This window comes from Mucilaginibacter sp. P4_A11, from assembly GCF_056402535.1.
This window is the reverse complement of the sequence record NZ_JBFUHE010000011.1, coordinates 56,086-78,088: the sequence shown is the minus strand read 5'-3', so window position 1 is coordinate 78,088 and position 22,003 is coordinate 56,086. Positions and strand designations below refer to the sequence as shown.

Below are 22,003 nucleotides of genomic sequence, written 5' to 3'. Positions count from 1 at the left end.
ATGATTCTTTCGTATTAGCACTGATTTTGTTGTTGATTATAAAAATAATCTATTAATTGTTCGGCTTAAAGGGGAGATTGTTTTATTAAAAAGGTTTTATGTTTCGCAAAGAGCAAGGGTTTAAGTGTTGAATTTAGATTTTTTACTTAAGTTGAAATTTACCTGTAGGCTGTTAAAGGGTGTGTTGGAAATTACTGTTCAGACGGCATCCGATTGGCTTAGATCAATTACCGGTGGACAGGTAAATACTACACGGCCTTCCAGAACAATTCAAAGAGATAACACCAAACGAATTGATATCAGGTCAAATAATTTAATAGAAATGAAAGCATTTGCGGTCTTTACCATCAAACCGTCCAGTATGGAGTATGGCGAGTTTCTGAACGGAGGCATCTTGTTTTATGTCGATGGCACCGGGAAACATGGCCTAGTCGCCGAGCTTGATGCCCTTGTGTATAACTTCGGTGGTGGATCAAAATGGGGTGGTGATAATAACTCTGGTGTCTTGTTTACAACCAGCAAAGGAATCGGTACCGACAATGCCAACACCAATACCATTGTTTCTAAATACGGGACAGCCCAAACAATTGCCTATGCAGCATTAACCTGTTACAACCTCGGCAAAAACGGCTACAACGATTGGTATTTACCATCAATTGACAAATTATCGCTATTGAAGAAAAACCTCTATGACAATCCGCTTGGGCTGGCTCCTGGGCATTTTTGGAGCTCTACTACAGTTGCGGGATACGCGTGGTGTTTAGGGACTGATGCCGTTACAGACAGCCCAGATCAATTCCTCATATCATCGTATGCAACCGTATGTTCGGTGCGGAGTTTTTAATGTTTTGAGGGCGTATCACCGGCAAATCGGTACAATAAAACACTTGCGAAACTTCGCTTTTTTCTGTCCTTGCAAAATCAGTGACCATTATCACTGACTCTGCGACAGGTGTTTATACTGTCTTTTTATGGTGAAAACACCTACTTATTTTTTAATATCTGGTGCTTATTATTGTAATGATATTATCATAACGCTTTCGCAAGCGCTCTTTGCTTGCAATTAACTATAACCCTTATCACAAATGAAAATATGATACTTCCATCCTCTTTTCCGCTCTCTTTTCTTTGCCTTAGTAAAAGTGACTATGTTCAACCAACAAATGCCGACATACCTAAAACGGCGTTGCCAGCCAGCCTCAGGATCGGAGCCAGTACGCACCCTTCATCAAAATGACAAGCGGTACCGATACTAAAGGAACAACATCTTTTTTATGGACATGATGGTTTCCAGTGTCTGCAAGACCTTATACACAAAGACGAGAACTCGATCAAATACTTCGACTATCGTTTACAGAAACAATAACAACCATTCACAATCAAAAAATAATTAAAATGAAGAAAACCTTATTATCACTAACTCTCTTGCTTACTTCTTCAATTATTGCTCACGCCCAATGGACAACCACCGGTACGACGACCTCGACCACGTATTCAGTGGGTATCAGACTGCTCAACGGCGAGTATTGCTTCATGTTCGCGGCATTCTCCGCAAGCGCCCAAGGCATCACCCACAAAGTCTATGACTTTGGCATTCGCAAGTAACTAAACACCATATCAATATGAACAGAACACAAACCTTTACCACAACACTGATTATTGCCGCTTTAAGCCTTGCCCTTGCTTCTTGTAAGAAGACCTCGGACGACGCGACCATCCCAACGGAAACCAAGTCAAACTGCTGACTACTGGCACGTGGAAACTCAACAAAATAGAGTGGCTGGCAAAAGGCGGGGCATGGGGTGCCGTTGACATTCCCGATACCAAGAAGGGCGCTACCATTGCGTTTAATGCCGACAACACCTACAGCGCGGTATCGCCGTCGAGTACTACACATGGCACATGGAAGTTTTCCGCGGACTATTCGCAGATTACGATAGTGAATGGACACACAGGAGGAACGCTCGAATTAACCATCTTATCGCAAACCACCCTGCAGATGGCAGATATGACCCCGTTTTCAATCCTCAGCAACCCGAATGATCCTTTCGGGTACTATTACTATTCCTGGGAACGCGAGACGTATGGTCACTAAGGGTAACCGAACTGCGGGCATGCGGGCGCGAAGTTTTTAATGTTTTGCGGGCTTATCACAGGCTATATTGGTGTATTTAAACATTGGCGAAACTTGACGTTTCTTCCGTCTTTGCAAAATGGCGACCATTGTCGCCCCCTTCAGTAGGTGTTTATACTGTCTTTTTTTAGTGAAAACACCTACTTATTTTTAATATTTGATGCTTATTATTGTAATGATATTATCATAACGCTTTTCGCAAAGCGCTCTTTGCCCGCAATCAACTGTCAGCCTTATCACGAATGAAAAAATGATACATTCATCCTCTTTTCCACTCTCTTCTCTTTGCCTTAATAAAAGTGACTATGCTCAACCAACGGATGCCGACACGCCTAAGACGGCCTTGTCGGCCCGCGCCAGGAAGAGAACTAGTACGCTCCTTCATCCCAGTAACAAGCGTACCGATACAAAGGGAACAATACCCCCTTTATGAATACGAGGGTTTTCTGCATCTGCGAAACCTCATCGATAAAGCCGAATATCCATCAAACATTTTGACTGTCATTTCCAAAGACAATTAACCATTTAAATATTTAAACTCATGAAAAAACTAACCTTCATCACCATTCTTTTCATTTTTGCATCAAATCATTTGTTTGCCCAATGGACAACCAGCGGAAATAACGTTTACACAACTACCGTTGGCAATAACGTAATCATTGGTGCCACCGCGCCATCAGTAATCAATGCCTCTTCCGGATTATTCCCTGGCGTCACGCCTAAGCAGGAGATCTTAACAGGAAGTTCAACCACCGCCTATTCCGAATTAGTGACCATTCGTCATAATGGATTAGCCGTGGATGCTCTTTCCCGCCAGTTAGGGTTAGTATTTAAACTCTCGAGTGAAAGCAGCACTGGGGAATCAGGTAAGATGGGGGGTATGCTTTTGGAAAGCAGCAACGGTTATGCGAATCTTCCGGCACTGAGTTTGCTTACGAACAACGCTCGTAGATTAACTATAGACTACAATGGAAATGTTGGCATTGGTATAACCACCCCACAAAACACGCTGGACGTTAACGGAACCATTCATTCCAAACAGGTCAATATCGATTTAAACGGCTGGTCAGATTATGTGTTCAAAAAAGGCTACCGGTTACTCCCATTAAATCAAGTAAAAGATTACATCGATCAGAACCAGCATCTGCCGGAAATTCCGTCGGAACATGAAATGATCAAAAGCGGGCTTGATGTCAGCGAAATGAACAAGCTGCTGATGAAGAAAGTAGAAGAACTGACCCTGTACTTAATCGAAATGAAAGAAGAAAAAGACAAGGAAATTAACGAACTGGCGCATCGGTTGGCTCTTATCGAAAAATCATCCGCAATCAAACAATAACTACACACGTATTAATTTTTGCCCGCAAAATGTTTCGGAAAATATTTACACTTAGCCTGGCGCTAATTTTTATGACGATACTCGGGTATTGTCAAACTACGGATCCAATAAGTCCGCCTAAAGTAGTTCCCCTGTCTCCCAATGCTGCTGAATTTGCCAAGTATGGCAACATTCCCATGAGCAATTCAACAGGGGTTCCATCCATCAGCATTCCTCTCTATGAAATCAATACGGGAAAAATAAAAGTTCCTATTTCCCTTAGCTATCATGCATCAGGGATGAAAGTTACCCAGAAATCAACCTGGATCGGATTGGGGTGGTCGCTAAATGCCGGCGGAGTGATTTCACGGGGGGTACGGGGATTGCACGATGAAGAGCCAACATACGGCTGGATGAATGAACAAGGAACCTCGGCCACCATTAAGAGTAAAATGATAAGCGGACTACAAACCTATGCTGATCTGGACGAAGTGCGTAAATACCAGGATGACACCTACGATTCTGCGCCGGATTTCTTCAGCTATAACATGCCGTCATTATCTGGGCGATTTGTTTACATGCAATCCGCTTCTGCATTCAAACCCATTCCGCTTGAGCCAATCAAAATACAACATCTCACGGCAATAGGAAATCCAACCCTTGATAACAGTTATCAGATTACCGACGTCGATGGCACGAATTATTATTACCAGGACAAACAGTCTCACTATCAAGATATAAAAAAGCCGACTGATCATGCAAATCAATCACCTACGGAACATGAAGTCCAGTCCTGGTATCTATCAAAAATAATATCAGCAGATACTAAAGACACAGTACAGTTCAATTATACTACCGTAACTACGGTTGGCGGAACCAATGAAGACTTCGAGGAAACGGAGGTGCACCATTATTACAGCAAGTATGGCGACGAGGGAACCGACTTATATGATACACAAGAAGTGAAGATGAACCAAAGCCAATATTACGACAGTTATATTATTTTGAAGGAAATCTTGTTCCGGCAAGGGAAGGTGACGTTTTATGCCAATACCCCTAGGAGGGATTACCTGGGGTGCATGCTGGACAGTATGACTGTTTTTAAGAAAAGTGGTCAACAATACAATCCTGTTTATAAATATGTGCTCAATCACGATTACTTTACGACGGCGCAACCGCAATTTGACACATGGGATTACCGTCTGCGGCTGCTTTCACTCAGTAAAGTTCCATTGATACCCAATAATACCTCAGAGACGCACCAATTTGTCTATGATACCACTCCGTTGCCAAGCATACATGATAAAAGCGCCGATTATTGGGGCTATTACAACGGCGCCTCGCAAAATGGTTTCCTCCCGGCTGTCCTACCCACAGCTCCTCAACTCTATAGACTTTATGCACAGAATAACCTGTACATAGGTGCTGCTAATCGAAATGAATCAGACACATATATTCAGGCAGGTATATTAAAAAAGATCATTTATCCGACAAAGGGGTATACTGTTTTTAATTATGAATCGCATAAGTACACTTCTGATCAAACCCAAACCCAAACGGTATCGGTAGTGCAGACATCGCTGACAGGGATAGGAAAGCGAAATGTCACAACAAAGAATACGAATTTTAATTGGCCGACTGGCACAACCACGAGCGTAGGCCCGGTAACCATTAACTTTACAGCGCACACCAACCCAAGTTCTTTTGATGCAGCGCAGCGGGCGACACTAACCGACATTACCACCAATACGGTAATGGGGATATGGGAGCATCAGGGAGATTTTACCAAACCGTACGTGGCGACTGGCGCGTTTACTTTTGACTCTACCCATCAATATCAGGTAACGCTTGTGGTGGACGACGATGCTCCTACCAAAATCACTTTTTCCCTGACGGCGCAGGTTACGAATACTACATCTGTTGTGAAAAACGGAGGTGGATTAAGAATTGCAAGCATTCAAAATTACGATCACACCGGTGCGGTTTTATCAACTGATAAATACACATACAGCGGGGAAAGCATCGGAAAGAATGATAACCTTCTTGCTGGTAATTATTTTAAAACAACCTCGGTTTTAGCTACATCCGGAGGATCTGGAGCTGGTTGTTACGAAATGACTCGGGGCCATATCTATTATTATGCCGCACCAGCGTATACCGGACAGAGTTTTGAGGGAGCTAACGTGTTATACAGCCAGGTAACTAAAACCAGCTATGATAACAATAACAATGCTAATGGCAAAACGGAATATTCGTACAACCTTTATGGGGCTTTTGATTCTATCTATAGCCCGTCGATGCCAGGAGGAAGAGAATATATAGATCAAAGTATGGGAGTTAACGCACTTCCCATAAGTGAGATCCATTACAGGAGGAACCTGGACGGCACTTATTCAAAGTTAAAAGACAAAGCGTATGGTTACGGCGGAGCCGGTTATTTTTCAGATGGCGCTACACGCATTATCAGGAATGTGGTTATCGATGATCCTTCGAATAGCTGCCATTTACTTCATCCCGGGGATTTTACGTTATATGATTATAGCTTAAGCACAGGAGCGAGAAAATTAACTGCGGTGAGAGAAACCGATTACAACGAAGCGGACTCGGCTATCATTACTATAACCACTTATGATTACACAAACCCATCGCACATGCAGGTTACGAAAACAACAACGACCAGCAGCGATGGCAAAACGCTGATCGCCCAAAATAAATATCCGGCTGATTATACAGACGCCACTTATGGTACTGATCTATTGCGTTCGCAGTCTATCAATAACACAGTCGTGGAACAGATCGTTACCAGGGACGGAAACACGGAAAAGCAGGTTGCCACTAGCTATAAAACATTTCAAGGAAGCGTTTTACCAAACCTGGTTTCGATGGCTATATTGGGAGGCGCACTGGAGCCAAGATTAAAATATAATAATTATAATACTCAAAGCAATGTTACGGAAGTAGCAAAAGTAGGTGCTCCGCTTACATCATATAAATGGGCGTACAACAATGCTTATCCTATAGCCCAGGTGGTAAATGCGTCATCTGCGGAGTTCTATTACGAAGGAAATGAGGAGAGCACGGCAGCTGGGGTAACAACAGGAGCTGCGCATACGGGAAATAAATATTCTACAACAGCTCTCGTAAGCTGGACAAAACCCAATAGCCGCAGTTATGTGATCAGTTATTGGTATCTAAGCGGCGGTATATGGAAATACAGCGGTGAGCAAGCTTATACAAGTACTTGGTTTACGATGACGCCAAGCACAGGCTATGACGACGTTCGGATTTATCCCGCCGACGCCCAAATGACAACCTATACGTATGCCCCCTTGGTGGGCATGACGAGCGCGACCGATGCGAAAGGAATGACAACCACCTATGAGTATGACAACCTTCAGCGCCTGATGAACGTACGGGATAAGGACGGCTACATAGTCAAGCATTTGGACTATCACTACCAGGGACAATAAACCGAACTGCAAATCAAAAAGACATTATCACAATGAAGCATATAACAACATTGCTTTTCGCTCTCAGCCTTCACCTATTGGCAATAAGCGTAAGAGCGCAAACGCAGGTAACGGCCCCGATGACGGGGACACCGGCAGCAGGCTCCTATTTCAGCTACAGCAGCATAAAACTTGACACAGGGTTTAAGTTTACAGCAGCAGCAGGCAGCAGTTTGAGCCTGTATATCGTTAATCCGGATTGCCAGAATCTGATAAACAGTTTCAATCAAAACCAAAATTATATAGTCACTTCCGTACCGCGGGTAGGTGGAATCAAAAATGCAGGCACCATACCAAATTCCGGGGATCTGGCGAACCGGAATGCCTGCGAGCTGATGCAGACGGTGCAATACTTCGACGGTCTCGGTAGGCCTTTGCAGACCGTGCAGGTACAGGGAAGTCCATTAAATAAAGACTTGGTTCAACCATTTGCATATGATCCTTACGGACGGGAAGCGCAGAAATACCTGCCTTATGCAGCAACGACAGCAAACGGGAGCTATAAGACTGATGCGCTTACGACAGGGATAGCAGGGTTCTACAATCCGACAGGCAATGGCACGAGCGGAAGCCAACAGGCAACCGGAATACCGGTGATCACCGTTCCCTATGCGCAAACCGTGTTTGAATCTTCTCCGTTAAACAGGGCTGTAGAGCAAGGGGCACCAGGAACCGACTGGCAACCGGCGGCAGGCCATACCCAGAAAATAGTCTATACCACCAATAATGAGATCGCAGTGACAGATCCCACCAATACGATGTTGGCGATGATATATACCGCCAAAGTGAACGCGAACCAAAGCCGGACATTGATACAAGGCAACAGTCAAGGAGCATATTATAAAGCCGGGCAATTGTATGTAACGATAAGCAAAGATGAGAATTGGGTAAGCGGCCGGGGAGGAACGGTAGAAGAATACAAAGATAAGGAAGGACATGTGGTACTGAAAAGAACGTTTAATGATACAGGAGGCCCTTTGCAGATTTTTTCGACATATTACGTGTATGACGAATTGGGAAACCTGGCTTTTGTGCTGCCTCCCGGCACCAACCCGGATGCAACGGGCATTCCGGCTTACGCGGGAAGTATGGGCTACAGCTACCGCTACGATGAACGAAACCGGCTGACACAGAAAAAAATTCCCGGCAAAGGTTGGGAGTTCATGGTTTATAATAAACTTGACCAGCCGATACTCAATCAAGACAGCTTGCAACGACAGAACAATCAGTGGACGGTAAACAAATACGATGCTGTGGGCAGGGTTATTGTAACCGGACTGTGGAATGCAGGTTCTCCCCGCGTATTAAAAACATTGCAGGATAGTATTTATGCTGGCAAGCAATGGGATAAACGCGATAGTACCAATAACGCGACAAATTATCCAACTGGCTATATTTTGAGCAGCTATCCGGTATTGAGCAAGACGTTGACAATCAATTATTACGACAATTACAATAATATTCCCAAGTTGCCGAATAACTATAAGATAACCAGCGGGGTGAGCGCAATGACCAGAGGATTGCCGACTGCCACAAAAATAGCGGTGCTGAATACCATCACTAATACCGTCCCCGATATGCTTTGGAGCGTGAGCTACTATGATGATAAAGGCAGGGACATTCAGAGCTACAAGCAACATTACTTGGGAGGAACCGCAGATACCACTAACTTTGATGTGGTGCAGAGTTATTACAACTTCAATGACCAGTTAACCAAGACTAACCGAAGACATTTTACCAAGGCGGCGATTGCTAACCCGCAACTGACGATCAATAATCAATATAGCTATGATCATATGGGGCGAAGACTTATCGTAAGAGAACAGCTCCAGAACGGAACCCAGGCGGCAGATGGGAACCCGATATTGTCTAAAATCGTCTATAACGAGGTCGGACAGGTATGGAAGAAGAACTTGCACAGCACCGATAGCACCACATTCAAGCAAATCATCACCTACGGATATAACGAGCGGGGCTGGTTGAAAAGCAGTAGCGCACCGTTCTTTGCTGAAACCTTAAACTATAATGATGCCGTTAATACCAGCAAGCAGTATAATGGCAATATCGCTAACCAATATTGGGGCACGGCGGGTAACCTGACAAATAACTATGTCTATGTGTATGACCAACTGAACAGGTTGATCTCAGGCAATTCAAGCACGACGGGAAATAATGAAAACGGAATATCCTATGACTTGATGGGTAATATTACAAAGTTGAATCGCTACACAACAAATACACTGTCCGACCAATTGGTATACACTTATACTGCTGGCACCAATACGCTAAAAAGTGTAAACGATGCCATTGCCGGTACGGTAGGACAAAAAGGTGGGACAACAAACTATACCTATGACGGCAACGGAAACCTGATAAGTGACGACAGCAAAGGAATCACGGCTATCACTTATAACCTGTTGAACCTGCCGCAGACAATCACAGGTAAGGCTACAACGTATACATACGATGCCACTGGACAGAAACTTTCGCGCTTGATCGGCACAGCCAAAACTGATTACATTTCGGGTATCCAATATGATGGTACCGCGACAGCTTCAACAATCAGCTTCATTCAAACGGAAGAAGGCCGGGCTTTGCCAAACGGAGCAACTAATTATAATTATGAATATACGTTAACCGATCACCTCGGCAACAGCAGGGTTAACTTTGATACAGGCACGGGTATCGCCCGGCAGGTTCAGGCGGATGATTATTATCCGTTTGGGATGGATATAGTCATTGGCACTCGTCCAAGTGTAAAAAACAATTATCTTTACAATAAGAAGGAACTACAGGAAAACCTTGGTTTGTATGATTACGGTAAAAGGTTCTATGACCCGATCATCGCCAGGTGGACAAGTATGGATAGATTGGCAGAGAAATATTCCATTATAAGTCCATATCAATACGTTGCGAACAATCCTATAAAAAATGTAGATGCAAAAGGAGATTCGATATTCGTAACAGCCAATCTAAAAGGCGATCATAGAATTTGGGATTCTTTTAAAACAATGGAAAGGACAGCAATTGGACGAGCAGAAATCTTAAAATTTCAAAGAAGCTCGACAACCGATATTTATATATCTTCAGAAAAAGGCAGAGATAATGCAATTATGTACACCCAAGCACATCTTGGGGCCAAAGGGATGATCAAAAATGGCAAAATTAATACAAGTGCCATGGGAAATCCAGAGAAATTTGAGTCTATGGATGGACACAAGGTTAAGCCGAAGAATGTTACCAGTATTATAGGTGTTGCTATAGATCGAGTTAACGCAGATAAATATGATAAATATGACCTAGCCATGTCTATGTATCACGAGATGGCAGCGCATATTGACGGAGACATCGGAAATGGGGATATGGAACACTTCCGTTTTGGACAAACAGGTCAAATAAAAGGTCTCGGGCTGCATTTGGGAGTTAGTGATGGAGATAACGACTTTAGTGTGACTCCCGGTAGCAACGCGTGGGGTATGATGAAGCAATTATTGCAACTAAAGATAAGTGATGGAAATGGAACCGAACTAAATAAAAGTGATTTACAAGATATGTATAATTATGAAAAATCCCATCAAAATGACAAAAAATAGAATTGCAATTTTTGCCATAGCATTACTGGTTTCAGCTTGTGGCAAGCAAAAACGTGATTTCTTCTATAATATGAGTGATCACTTCGAGGATGTGGAAGTTGATAGCCAGTTCTATTTTATAAAATCGTTTGGTCTTTCTCCTATGTCTACGAAAATAAACGGCATAGATTATTGGGCACTCAAAAATGACGAGAAATCCTATTTCAAATTACAGGGGTACCTCAGAAGGTTAAATGATTCTATTATGCTTGTACCATTCAACAACAAAGGAGGATCAGGCGAAGAGAAGCTTTTTGACTTTCGGGAGAAAAAGGGGGAAACATGGAAGGTGACGTTAAAAACCACGGAATATTATAATAGCGGCGATTCCGTTCTGCTTTCGAATATAACAAAGATTTCGGGAGATACGATTTATCTATATAGGCTCAGACCTTTTATATTTTACAAAAAAAATCAAAAGGAAGAGTACTACGGACCTATTTTTAATTTAGAGGTTTCTCGTCACAATGGACTGATTAGCATAACTAAATTAAAGGCAGGTCGGCCTGGTTTTGATTACAAGGCAATACTATATCCAAAGCAGTCTTTTATAAAAGATAAACATATTATGTTTGATTTGTAGATTATAAGTTTACGGCGCAAGGTTCTATGATCCAGCTGTTGGACAGCGGGCGGGTGTGAATTTTATTGCTGAACGAGCAGATAATGTAACTCCCTATAGTTATTATGTAGAAAACAATCCGATTTTGATGATATATCAATTAATTAGCCGATGATCGGTAGTGAAAAGTAATTGCTATCCAGAATTGAGGGATGGGATGATTAGGTTTTGCTTATTCACTCATCCCTTAAATTCAGAAAAATGAATAGTAAAAACGTTTCTATTGTCTTTCAAGATGAAGGGTACACAATATTTATGAAAGTGGCATTCGCTACCCTAATCATGGATCTATTGAAATAGTATTTGCCTTATAATCTCTATGTAGGCGTTTACCCCTGTCAATAATTGGATTACTTAAGCGTAAATTGTTTGAAAAATGTTAATCAATTATATAGACATAATTAAAGTCTTGTTTTACAGCCAAAAGGCGTCATTAAATGACATTAGCTCCAGTACTGTACGCAGTATACCCTACATCACCAAGGCTATCGGAGAGTTGAAGGACTTGAATGTTGTAAAAGAGGTCGGAATCCGGGAATCAAGCGGCGGTCGCAAGCCTGCAACCTATTCACTCGTTGCCGAATCGGGCTATATTGTTTCCGTTGCAATGAATCAGTTTGCTACGAAAGTGTCCGTAGTTAACATGAACAATGATTTTGTAGGTGAAGCACAGGAATTTGCGTTAATGCTTAAAAACAATCCCAACGCTATTAATGTACTGATTGATCATATAAGACGATGCATAGCCGACACAGGACTGCCGGAAAAGAAATTCCTCGCGGTAGGCATTACCATGCCTGGTTTTGTTGACTCGCTCTCGGGCAATAACCTGAGCTTTCTGAAATCGCCTGATGCTACATTGGTAAATTATTTGGCGGCACATATTGGCTTACCCGTCTTCATAGGAAATGATTCATCCGCAATAGCATTGGCGGAACAAAAATTCGGACTCCCAGAGGCTCGAAACAATGCAATGGTCGTGAACCTGGGCTGGGGCATTGGACTGGGAATGATCGTCAATAAAGAAGTATTTACGGGGCACAGCGGATTTGCCGGTGAGTTTAGCCATTTGGCCTTATATAAGAATGGCAAGCTTTGCTCATGCGGAAAACACGGATGTTTGGAAACTGAGGCATCGCTATTAGCCATTGAGGCTAAGGCAGCAGAGCGTCTGAAAGAAGGTGAGATAAGTAATTTAATGGCTTATCAAATCCCTTCAGCCGATAATATTATTGATGAGGCAATGAAAGGAGATGCGGTTGCTATAAAAATAATTTCAGAAGCCGCGTATGCTATAGGGCAAGGATTGGCGATTCTCGTTCACTTAATGAATCCTGAAAGTATTATTTTAAGCGGGAAGGGTAGTATCATCGGCAAATTATGGCTAACCCCTATCCAGCAAGCAATGAATGAGCATTGTATCCCTCATTTAAGTACCTATACAAAGCTGGCCATTTCACAACTTGGCAACAATGCTCAGCTACTCGGTGGAATAGCCCTTGTCATGGAAAACTTAAATTATCTTGAAAGTGGGATAGATGTCCTCATACCTGTGTAGAATCCTGAATGGAGAATATTGGAGCACAATTCAAAAAACACATTGTGTATGTCCAGCTACCGCAACGCTTTGCCTTGCGCGTATGTGCAAGTTGATGAATATGCAAATCCCAGAAGTTAGTTCATCCGGGATTTTGCTGTAAATGGAAAAACTAACCTCTAATTACAGTGCAATTCCTAATACCATTATCGAAGTTCGAATACCGAATAAAATTTTGAATAATTCGCTTAAATCTGGAGCAGATAACATGAATGCCATTTCGGTGGAACCTCAAAACCTAAAACTTCTCAAAGCGACACCATTGAATTTTAGTCCTGTTGTTAAATAATTATGATAAAAATTAAAGCAAATATACGGTTATATGCAGAGGGGCGTAAAACGCCATTTAGAAATAATTACAGACCTCTTTTCAATTTTATTGACAAAATGAAGACATCTGGTCAAATTAGTCTAATAAACCAAGTTGATTTTTCCCCCGGCGAAACAGGCGTTGTAGAAATTCTTTTTATGTCTAAAGATTTACTTGGCGATAATTTTGATGTCGGTACACGATTTACTTTTGGTGAAGGGGGTAAGCCATTCGGCGATGGAGAGGTATTGTAAATACTTAAATAAGTACAGATAAAGACAAGGCATAACATAAGGTTTAATAACCAAACTATCGCAATTAAAGAAAAATCTCTATGACAATCCGCAGGGGCTGGGACCTGGGCACTTTTGGAGTTCTACCACCACCGTTGCAGGGTACGCGTGGTGTTTGGGAACCGATGCCATTACCGACGCCCCCGACCAGTTTCTTATCTCTAATTACGCAACCGCGTGTTCGGTGCGGAGCTTTTAATTCGATTTTCACGATAAATAATTCCTCTCTGGTACACTTCTTTCACATGTCGCGGATGAAGTCATTTAGTTACTTCTAAAAGAAGAATACGTCCGACTATTGAAAAATGGCAGCAGTTATATTGCGATAGTAAACATCGCAATAAAAATATCTTTTATATGAATAATATTATGAAAATCATTTCTTATAATTGGGTGACATTAATCTTTTTATAAGGCTCAAGAAAGCCAGTGTGTCGTTACAAGTAAATACATGCCAATGAGTGCATGAGTTTGCCTAAACCTTGATATCATAATTAAAAATGAATAAAAAGTTCATCTTTCTACTTGGCAGTTTATTGACAATAAACTGCATAACTAAAGCTCAGAATGCAGTAAATGTAAATCCTTTGACAGGAACCGCGAACGTAAACATTCCCTTATATACAGTAGTCAGCGGCTCTCTTTCCTTACCGGTAAGTCTAAACTACGTGGGCGACGGGATAAAACCCAAGGATATCGAAGGTACAGCCGGGATGGGATGGAACTTATCAGCAGGAGGATCGATTAGCCGAACGGTTCGCGGACTTCCTGACGATTGTAATCGGGACAATGATAATAATATATTACGAGGGTGGATGGATCCTTTGAATACTTACCCAACATATATCAATGGGTTCACTGTCAATAACGATGGGTTATTTTACACCTGTTCCGACGAGGCAGCCGACATAACATATATCAATAACTATTTCCCATACACCAATGATAGTGAGCCCGATATGTTTTATATCAATGCGCCGGGGTTATCATGCCAGATGGTGTACGATAGAACTTCCTCGAAATTTGTTCCCGTCGTTAATCAAGATATTAAGATCAGCTATACGCTTAACAACAACCTGTTATCCTCGTTTACAATCGTTAACGACAGAGGCATTACGTATGAATTTGCAACGGCCAGTAGTAATACGCAAAAAACCATCGGGGGGACGTCCGCTTCCTATTTTGCGACGAAATTCACTCAATACCAGCATGGAATTTCCTATAATGATCAGTGGCTTTTAACAGCGATGTATGATGCGGCCGGAAACAAAATCTCTTTGGGATACACTGCCGGAAGCAGCCGGAGCGGTACAGACAATGTTTTACTGTATATCGGAGGTTCAACATCGCCAAGTTTACAATATAAAATATCTCAAACAAAAACCCCTTATCTCTTATCCAGCATCTATACCTCTAATGCGAACAACCCTGTACCTGTTTCTATCATGTCTTTTTCCTGGACACTTGCTTCAGTAGGAAACATCGGCACAAATCAAACTATCCTGTCATATGTCAATGTACCCGGAAGAGCTATTCAATTAGGATACACCTATGTTAAAACAAGCAATGACTATAGCCGCTGTTTTTTGAGGACAGTTGATGATCAGATATGCAATTCACCTATAAACTATCAGTTTTCATATATTGGCGAAACCAACGGAGGGTACAACACAAGCCTGCCAGACTCAACAACTACGAATTTGGATTATTGGGGATATTACGCAGCATCGAACGGAACGCCATCATCACTTATTCCCAAAGTGATGATGAGCCCGGTGAATGTCGCAAATCCTATGTTTGCCCCTTATCAATCGAACGCCTTTTCGGGGGTTTATAGCTACACAACTGCTGGTAATTCAAGGGCGGCAGATCCCACAACGGTAATGGTGGGAAGCCTCAGTAAAATCACCAACGCACAGGGCGGTACCACGGAAATTGTTTACGAATCAAATGATTATCTTGACGTACCGTCAAACACTGTTGTAAAAGGGGGAGGAATCCGGGTTAAACAGACAATCGATACTTTCGGCCCCGCCTCGGCCAACAGTAATGTCAGAAATTATATTTACACCAATGCTTCAGGTGTGTCGACAGGGAAGCCGATCTCGCTGCCAGCCTTTGCTTTCAGTGCGCCATTCAACTATTATGCTCCGGATGCGCAGACCTTGCTCAATGAGTCTACCGTACTTTCTGTGAACGATCTATCGACAGAAGACCATACGATCATGTATAGCTCTGTAAAAGTAAAGCAGACAGGAGCCGGGACTGTACAATATGAATATCTCCTACCGGCCACGAATTGGGATCAAAGCGGTACTCCTGCTTGTTCGGGATGTAGTGTGGAATGGATACCCACTATAAATTATTCAGCGCGTGATAATTGTTCAACTACTTCCAGTTGGGTTGTTAGTAACAATATAGCTTCATACCCGTTCATTCCGAATCCCAATTATGATTTTGAGCGCGGTATGATAAAAAAGGTCACCAATTTTAATGATTCAGGGGCTGAGGTAAGCGAGTCAAATTATACATATACAAGAAAGGGAAGCCCATCTGTAATCACTGCCGTAAAGGTTGAAAATGACCCGTTGGCACCGCTTTTGGCTAAAACATACGGTAAATACATCATTTACTATAATATGGGAGAACTCAGCGCGACGGTCACCAACAAAACCTTTGATTCCCCAACGCTCAGCACCTCCATAACAAATACTGAAACATTTACTTATGGGAGTATAAACCACCGATTGCTAACCAAAAAGCAGGTCACTAACAGCGATGGAAGCATCATAACAAATAATTATAGTTATGTGAAAGATTATACTGCAACAAGTGGTACCAATCCCAATATAACGGCGATCTACCAATTACAACAACGCAATATCAATGCCCCTGTAGAGACTTATCAACAAATTACCCGGGGTGCAAGCCAAACGACCGTGGGTGCCGCTTTAACGTTATACAAAGCAGCAACGGCCGGCACTACGACCAATTACTTGCCTTCACAACAATTACAATTTATACAGTCAGCGGGGGTAACCAATTTCAGTCCTTATACGGTTAATGCTGTAAATCAGACGACAAGTAACGATAGCCGCTACTTTCCTGTTGCCAACTTTATTACTTATGACAATACCGGCTCACCAGTAACAATTGATAACGCCAATAAGGCCATTAAAACATCTATTGTTGATCCCCGCTATAGCAATGTTATCGCGGCCTTTACTAATACATCAGCGGGTGAAGTAGCAATTAATGATTTCGACAGCAATTTCCCATCGGCTCCTGCGGTCAATTTTACTATCAATGGTACAGGGACTACATTGGCAGCAGGACATACAGGAGGTGCTTATAATTTCGGCAGCAGTCAAAATCTCGTTAAGACAATTAGCAAAAACACGTCCGCTACAAAATATATTTTTTCAATATGGCTTAACAGCGCGGGAGCAGGAAGTTTGAATATCGCACTGACTTCGGGGAGCACCACGCTAAATTATCCACTGGCATTCAACACCGGTGGTGTATGGAAATATTATGAGTTAAAGGTGCCTTTGACGAGTATGGGGACGTCGTTTAGTGCAACAGTTACAACAAATGCCCAAGTAGGGATTGATGATGTTTTGTTTTATCCGGATGTAGCCGAAGTCGCAACGTTTGCCTATGATCCTGTAACGCATGTAAAAACAGCACAAACAAACACAAACGGCATATCAACTTATTTTACCAATGATGCATTTGGACGGCTGCTTTATCAATTCGATCAGGATAAGAATATAGTTCTCCGAAACACCTATGCTACACCTACGAATGTTCAGAATTTCACGACGCCGGTAATAACCAGCGCGCCGGGAACCACTGTAAACACAATAACACCAGTCACACTTTCAGCATCGAACTATTTCGGAGGCAACTGCACGACCGCAGGCCTTACCTACACATGGAATTTTGGCGACAGCCCTGCAAATGTAATAACCTCTGCACCATCTGCTCCCGCCCACACTTATGCCACAGCCGGGACTTATAACGCGACACTTACCGTGACCTCTCCTTTTTTTGGAAGCAAATCAGCAGCACCTGTACCGATAAGCGTGACACAGGCAGTGGCAACGATCTCGTATAATAATTATTCAATTGCCGGGGGCATAAGTTCAGTTTCATTTAGTGGCCCACACACCTATTCCGGTTTGCCTACATCCGTTTTGCCGGGAACTTATACCATCACGATAAACATGTCCGGAACTCAATATAACCCAGGTACGGGTAAAGGCTACACTAATGCGGTCTTTACTGATGGTACCGATGGTCAGTGTTTTGGATATACTGGTTCAAGCTTTGTCTTCACTTACACCATAAATGCAGGGGATACTATTAATTTTTCTGCATATAATAATTATACCTGTCCGTTCAACTAAACCTCCTATCACCAGAACCATGAACCTTAAAACCACTATCACTATCATATTTACGGGGTGCGGCTCGCTATGTAGCCGATTGGTATTCGCGCAGTCTTCCGGCTTCGTGCAGCAGGATGTGATTAAAATAGAAGGAGTAACATCTGATGCTCAGATCAATACCCTTTCACTTACCCAAAAGCAAATCACCAGAACTTATGTGGATGGAGGGGGAAGAACGATCCAGACCGTGGCGGTGCAGGCAAGCCCGCTGCAAAATGATATCATTCAGCCGATTGTTTACGACAACCTCGGCAGGCAAACAATTGCTTATCTGCCCTACGCAGGGAAAAGCACCGATGCCATGGGCAGTTTCCGTCCCAATGCAATCAGTACCGAGCAACCTGCGTTTTACGGCAATGGCGTTGCGGATAAGGTAGCCGATGACGCGAGCCCTTTCAGTCAACAGTTATTTGAAAGCAGCCCGCTTCAACGGGTGCTTTCTTCGGGCATGCCCGGTAATGGATTTCAGCCTGGTGTCGCGGGTAATCATTTCAAAACCGCAAGTTATCGTTACAATAACGCAACCGCAGACGGCAATATCCTGGCATGGAATGTAGACGGCACATTCACCGCAGGGAACTTTTATGCGGATAACAAGCTGTCAGTTACCGATGGGAAGGATGAAGCCGGAATAGAAACGCTTGTTTTTGCTGATATGGCTGGACATACTATGCTGAAGCGACAATTACTAACCGGGGGCAATCTGGATACTTATTATATTTACAATAACGCTGGATTAGTTAGCTATATCATTCCGCCCAAAGCAACAATTTTACTATCTGCAAATAGCTACAATCTGTCAATTGCTCCGCTCAGCAACCTGGTATTTAAGTATGTTTACGATGATCGGGGGCGTTTGATAGAAAAAACGGTGCCATCATCTGGCACCCTATACATGGTTTATGATCCGTTGAACCGCCCGGTATTGACGCAGGATGCCAGAATGCTTGCCACCAATCAATGGAATTACATCAAATATGATGTGAAGGGCCATCCAATTAGCCAAGGCATTTATACCGACAATACGATAACGCCCACCTCGCATATTGGAAGAGCCAACATGCAAGCCTATGTCAATACCATTACCGCTTATTCAACGGCTTGGTATGAAAGCCGTACGACAACGGCTGCAACTGGTTATTATACGAATACCATATTTCCCACAACCAACATTACACCCCTTGGCTATAGTTACTACGATGACTATGACATCGACAGTAATGGAACAGCGAATTATACATTTTCTTCTGCTCAATTAACTGGAGTTTCAGTTACAACCGATCCCATCAAAGGTGTACCTACTATGGTACAGACGCGCACAATTGGTTCGGGGTTAAGTGATATCTGGCTGCTGAAAGTCATGTTTTATGACAAACGGGGCCGCCTGGTGCAAACGCAAAGCAATAATCATTTAGGTAATTACGTTGCAGGTACGGTGACTGATTATGCTACATCGGCTGTAAGCTTCGTCGGTACGCCAACACAATCCAAAGTGATTAAAGTCAGTGGAACCACTACGACGCCGGTTACGGTGACAGTGCAGACAGCCTACACCTATGACCATATGCAACGGATCACCGCTATTGACCAGCAATATAACGGTTCAGTCGGGATACGTGTTGCCGCTTACACTTACAATGAACTCGGACAATTGGTTGATAAGAAATTAGGGTCAAATAACGGCGGAACGACATATCTTCAGTCGGTCGATTACCGGTATAATATTCGGGGACAACTATTGAGTATTAATAATAGCAAGCTCAATAATGACTCGGGTACAGCCAATACGAATGATGATACGAATGACGTTTTTGGCATGCAATTGCTATATGATAATGTAGACAGCAATGTTGGCAATACTGCCTATTATAATGGTAAGTTATCAGCAGTAAAATGGATGAGTAGGGATGCTTCGGGAAACCAGGGTAATGAAAGGAGTTATTTATATCTTTATGATGCATTTGACCGGTATCGGGCGGCAAATTATGGCGAAAGGCTACCCGCAAGCACAGGCGCATTTACCACCAATAGTAATGCCTATAGTGAAAGTTCAATAACTTACGATGAAGGCGGCAATATACAAACCCTAAATCGTAATGCATATCTTTCAAGTCCCGGGACGATCGTTGCTGTTGACCACCTTGGTTATTTTTACAGGACAGATAACCCTAACCAACTTAATAGTGTAACCGATAATATTGGCAGCAATTATGTTAATTACGGGTTTCAAAATTTAACCGGGACTACTACAGGAACATACAGTTATGATCAAAATGGCAATATGACGGCGGACCCTTTCAAGGGATTAACCATTGCATATAACCTGATAAACAAAACCGATAAAATAACTATCACCACCGCAACCGGCCGTTATATCAATTACACCTACAATGCGGGATCACTGATCAAAAAGCAGGTTTATGATAATAACGTGTTGGCAAATACCATGGATTATGTTGACGGGTTTATATACGTGAATGGCTTACTGAATTATTTTGGCATGCCTGAAGGCCGTATAAGAAACACTGGTTCTGGAAGTACTGTTACTCTTAAATCAGAATACATTATTACCGATCAGCAAGGCAATGCGCGGGTAAGCTTTGAGGATAACGGAAGCGGTGTTGCAGTGGTGCGGCAGGAAAACAGCTATTATGGTTTTGGATTGAGCCTTCCGAGCAGTGCTGTTGCAACACCTAATACAGATAACAAACAGCTCTATAACGGCGGCAGTGAACAGCAAAGTGACTTTGGAGTAGGCACTTTACCCAATCTCCAGCAAACATTTTACCGTAATTATGATGCTGCCTTGGGAAGATGGATTGCGACTGATCCTATGCCGGAAAGCGCGGAAAGTATGAGCGTTTATCAATATGCAGGGAACAATCCTATTATGATGAATGATCCGCTTGGAGATCTGCTAAGAGCCAACGATGGCGGGGATTCGGGGGGAGGAAATCATGGAAGCGAATTCGATTCGTTAATATTGGGCTTGAATATGAAGGACGCTGCCTGGGTTGCCGCAGGAGGAGGCGGTGGCTTGCCCAATTATTCAGCGGCGTGGAAAGCAATATTTGCAAACTATGGTTTCAAAGTTGATAATGGCGTTTTAGTTCCTATTGCACCAGATGATAGGCCCAATTCTAACAAAACAATAGATTATTACTATAATAGCAGCGGAAGACTAATTTCAACATCCGTTTATGATGGAGGGGATGGGGGAATACATTTTTATAGTGCCACTGTCACGGGAACGGATCATGGCAAAGCCAAATATGTTGTTAACGCAGAAGTAAGTGAATTGGATGTTCACTATTGGCAGGGAGAGCAAATGGCAACAAATTTTCGTAATTCACTAAGTGATGCTTGGAACAGCCCCCTCGCCAGAGCTATTGTTCCTGATGATATTTCTTTAAATTTGAACATGACTTTTGCCTTGGGTGTTGGCGTGGGATTCGCAGGCTCAGGTCATTTATTAACCAGGGGGCGGGATGCCGGGTTTCACATTGCAGGAAGTGTGAGTTATCGCGTTGGTTGGGAAGCCGGAGCATCTGCAAGCATCTCTGACGGCTGGTTTGTTGGGGATCCTCGGAAGGCGACGTTCGAGTCGATTTTAGGAAGAGGGTATGACGGTTCGGGCAATTTTTTAATATATGCTGCAAGCGCTTGGGAATCCACAAGCACCAACAGCCCGTTAACGCCAACCTGGACAGGTTATAGTTTTGGTGTTGGGCCGGGATTGGGTGGTTCTGCGGGTGTCAGCAATACAATCGGTCAATAAAATAAAGAATATGAAAAGACTTATTTTAATAGGGATACTTGCTTTCTTGTTATTTACAATAGCAATTTATTACTACAATAATTTAACTCAGAAAAATCTTCCTTTAGAATTTAACGGCAAGGTCGAAAACGTTTCTTATAGTATTAAAGGAGAACCAACTGTTTCGATTAATAATAAAACTTTTAATCTTCCAGTGAATCTTTGGGATTTTAATCACAAAATTGAAAGGGGAGATTCATTGATAAAGTTAAAAGATTCCATGGTTATCAAATTGGTAAAATATAAATCAAGACAAGTATTGCTTTTTCAATGAGTTGCTCCTGTGTCCGTCATCCTCCTGAGTGGTTGAAGTTTAA

At 42.7% G+C, this 22,003-nt stretch carries 13 protein-coding genes; all 13 read left to right on the top strand.

The window, feature by feature from the left end:
- Positions 1-322: 322 nt before the first annotated feature.
- The 13 genes from AC1DUD_RS20560 (at position 323) to AC1DUD_RS20500 (ending at position 21,960) form a co-directional block, all read left to right on the top strand.
- Entirely contained in the window at positions 323-844 is a 522-nt protein-coding gene (locus AC1DUD_RS20560; RefSeq protein ID WP_477377791.1) for an Lcl C-terminal domain-containing protein, read from the top strand.
- 551 nt (positions 845-1,395) lie between these two features.
- A complete protein-coding gene (locus AC1DUD_RS20555; RefSeq protein ID WP_477377789.1) occupies positions 1,396-1,605 on the top strand; it encodes a hypothetical protein in 210 nt (69 codons plus the stop codon).
- 334 nt (positions 1,606-1,939) lie between these two features.
- Positions 1,940-2,095, top strand: a complete 156-nt coding sequence (locus AC1DUD_RS20550) for a hypothetical protein (RefSeq protein ID WP_477377787.1) — start codon at positions 1,940-1,942, stop codon at positions 2,093-2,095.
- Positions 2,096-2,675: 580 nt separating this feature from the next.
- On the top strand, positions 2,676-3,473 hold the full coding sequence (locus tag AC1DUD_RS20545; protein ID WP_477377785.1) for a hypothetical protein: 798 nt from the start codon (positions 2,676-2,678) through the stop codon (positions 3,471-3,473).
- Between the two features lie 278 nt (positions 3,474-3,751).
- A complete protein-coding gene (locus AC1DUD_RS20540) occupies positions 3,752-6,922 on the top strand; it encodes an RHS repeat domain-containing protein (RefSeq protein ID WP_477377783.1) in 3,171 nt (1,056 codons plus the stop codon).
- A gap of 32 nt (positions 6,923-6,954) precedes the next feature.
- Positions 6,955-10,554: a DUF6443 domain-containing protein gene (locus AC1DUD_RS20535; RefSeq protein ID WP_477377781.1), complete on the top strand. Its 3,600-nt coding sequence runs from the start codon at positions 6,955-6,957 to the stop codon at positions 10,552-10,554.
- Entirely contained in the window at positions 10,523-11,176 is a 654-nt protein-coding gene (locus AC1DUD_RS20530) for a hypothetical protein (protein WP_477377779.1), read from the top strand. The genes AC1DUD_RS20535 and AC1DUD_RS20530 overlap by 32 nt, the downstream gene beginning before the upstream one ends.
- A 415-nt stretch (positions 11,177-11,591) precedes the next feature.
- Positions 11,592-12,773: an ROK family protein gene (locus AC1DUD_RS20525; RefSeq protein WP_477377777.1), complete on the top strand. Its 1,182-nt coding sequence runs from the start codon at positions 11,592-11,594 to the stop codon at positions 12,771-12,773.
- A gap of 142 nt (positions 12,774-12,915) precedes the next feature.
- Entirely contained in the window at positions 12,916-13,101 is a 186-nt protein-coding gene (locus AC1DUD_RS20520; RefSeq protein WP_477377775.1) for a hypothetical protein, read from the top strand.
- A gap of 2 nt (positions 13,102-13,103) precedes the next feature.
- A complete protein-coding gene (locus AC1DUD_RS20515) occupies positions 13,104-13,376 on the top strand; it encodes a hypothetical protein (RefSeq protein WP_477377773.1) in 273 nt (90 codons plus the stop codon).
- A 539-nt stretch (positions 13,377-13,915) separates the two neighbouring features.
- On the top strand, positions 13,916-17,827 hold the full coding sequence (locus AC1DUD_RS20510) for a PKD domain-containing protein (RefSeq protein ID WP_477377771.1): 3,912 nt from the start codon (positions 13,916-13,918) through the stop codon (positions 17,825-17,827).
- Between the two features lie 19 nt (positions 17,828-17,846).
- Positions 17,847-21,647: a DUF6443 domain-containing protein gene (locus AC1DUD_RS20505; protein WP_477377769.1), complete on the top strand. Its 3,801-nt coding sequence runs from the start codon at positions 17,847-17,849 to the stop codon at positions 21,645-21,647.
- A gap of 10 nt (positions 21,648-21,657) precedes the next feature.
- Positions 21,658-21,960, top strand: a complete 303-nt coding sequence (locus AC1DUD_RS20500; RefSeq protein ID WP_477377767.1) for a hypothetical protein — start codon at positions 21,658-21,660, stop codon at positions 21,958-21,960.
- Positions 21,961-22,003 lie beyond the last annotated feature (43 nt).

Coding starts and splice junctions, on each gene's coding strand:
- AC1DUD_RS20560 (WP_477377791.1), top strand. CDS start 323: ATGAAAGCATTTGCGGTCTTTACCATCAAACCGTCCAGTATGGAGTAT.
- AC1DUD_RS20555 (WP_477377789.1), top strand. CDS start 1,396: ATGAAGAAAACCTTATTATCACTAACTCTCTTGCTTACTTCTTCAATT.
- AC1DUD_RS20545 (WP_477377785.1), top strand. CDS start 2,676: ATGAAAAAACTAACCTTCATCACCATTCTTTTCATTTTTGCATCAAAT.
- AC1DUD_RS20540 (WP_477377783.1), top strand. CDS start 3,752: ATGAAAGTTACCCAGAAATCAACCTGGATCGGATTGGGGTGGTCGCTA.
- AC1DUD_RS20535 (WP_477377781.1), top strand. CDS start 6,955: ATGAAGCATATAACAACATTGCTTTTCGCTCTCAGCCTTCACCTATTG.
- AC1DUD_RS20530 (WP_477377779.1), top strand. CDS start 10,523: ATGAAAAATCCCATCAAAATGACAAAAAATAGAATTGCAATTTTTGCC.
- AC1DUD_RS20525 (WP_477377777.1), top strand. CDS start 11,592: ATGTTAATCAATTATATAGACATAATTAAAGTCTTGTTTTACAGCCAA.
- AC1DUD_RS20520 (WP_477377775.1), top strand. CDS start 12,916: ATGGAAAAACTAACCTCTAATTACAGTGCAATTCCTAATACCATTATC.
- AC1DUD_RS20515 (WP_477377773.1), top strand. CDS start 13,104: ATGATAAAAATTAAAGCAAATATACGGTTATATGCAGAGGGGCGTAAA.
- AC1DUD_RS20510 (WP_477377771.1), top strand. CDS start 13,916: ATGAATAAAAAGTTCATCTTTCTACTTGGCAGTTTATTGACAATAAAC.
- AC1DUD_RS20505 (WP_477377769.1), top strand. CDS start 17,847: ATGAACCTTAAAACCACTATCACTATCATATTTACGGGGTGCGGCTCG.
- AC1DUD_RS20500 (WP_477377767.1), top strand. CDS start 21,658: ATGAAAAGACTTATTTTAATAGGGATACTTGCTTTCTTGTTATTTACA.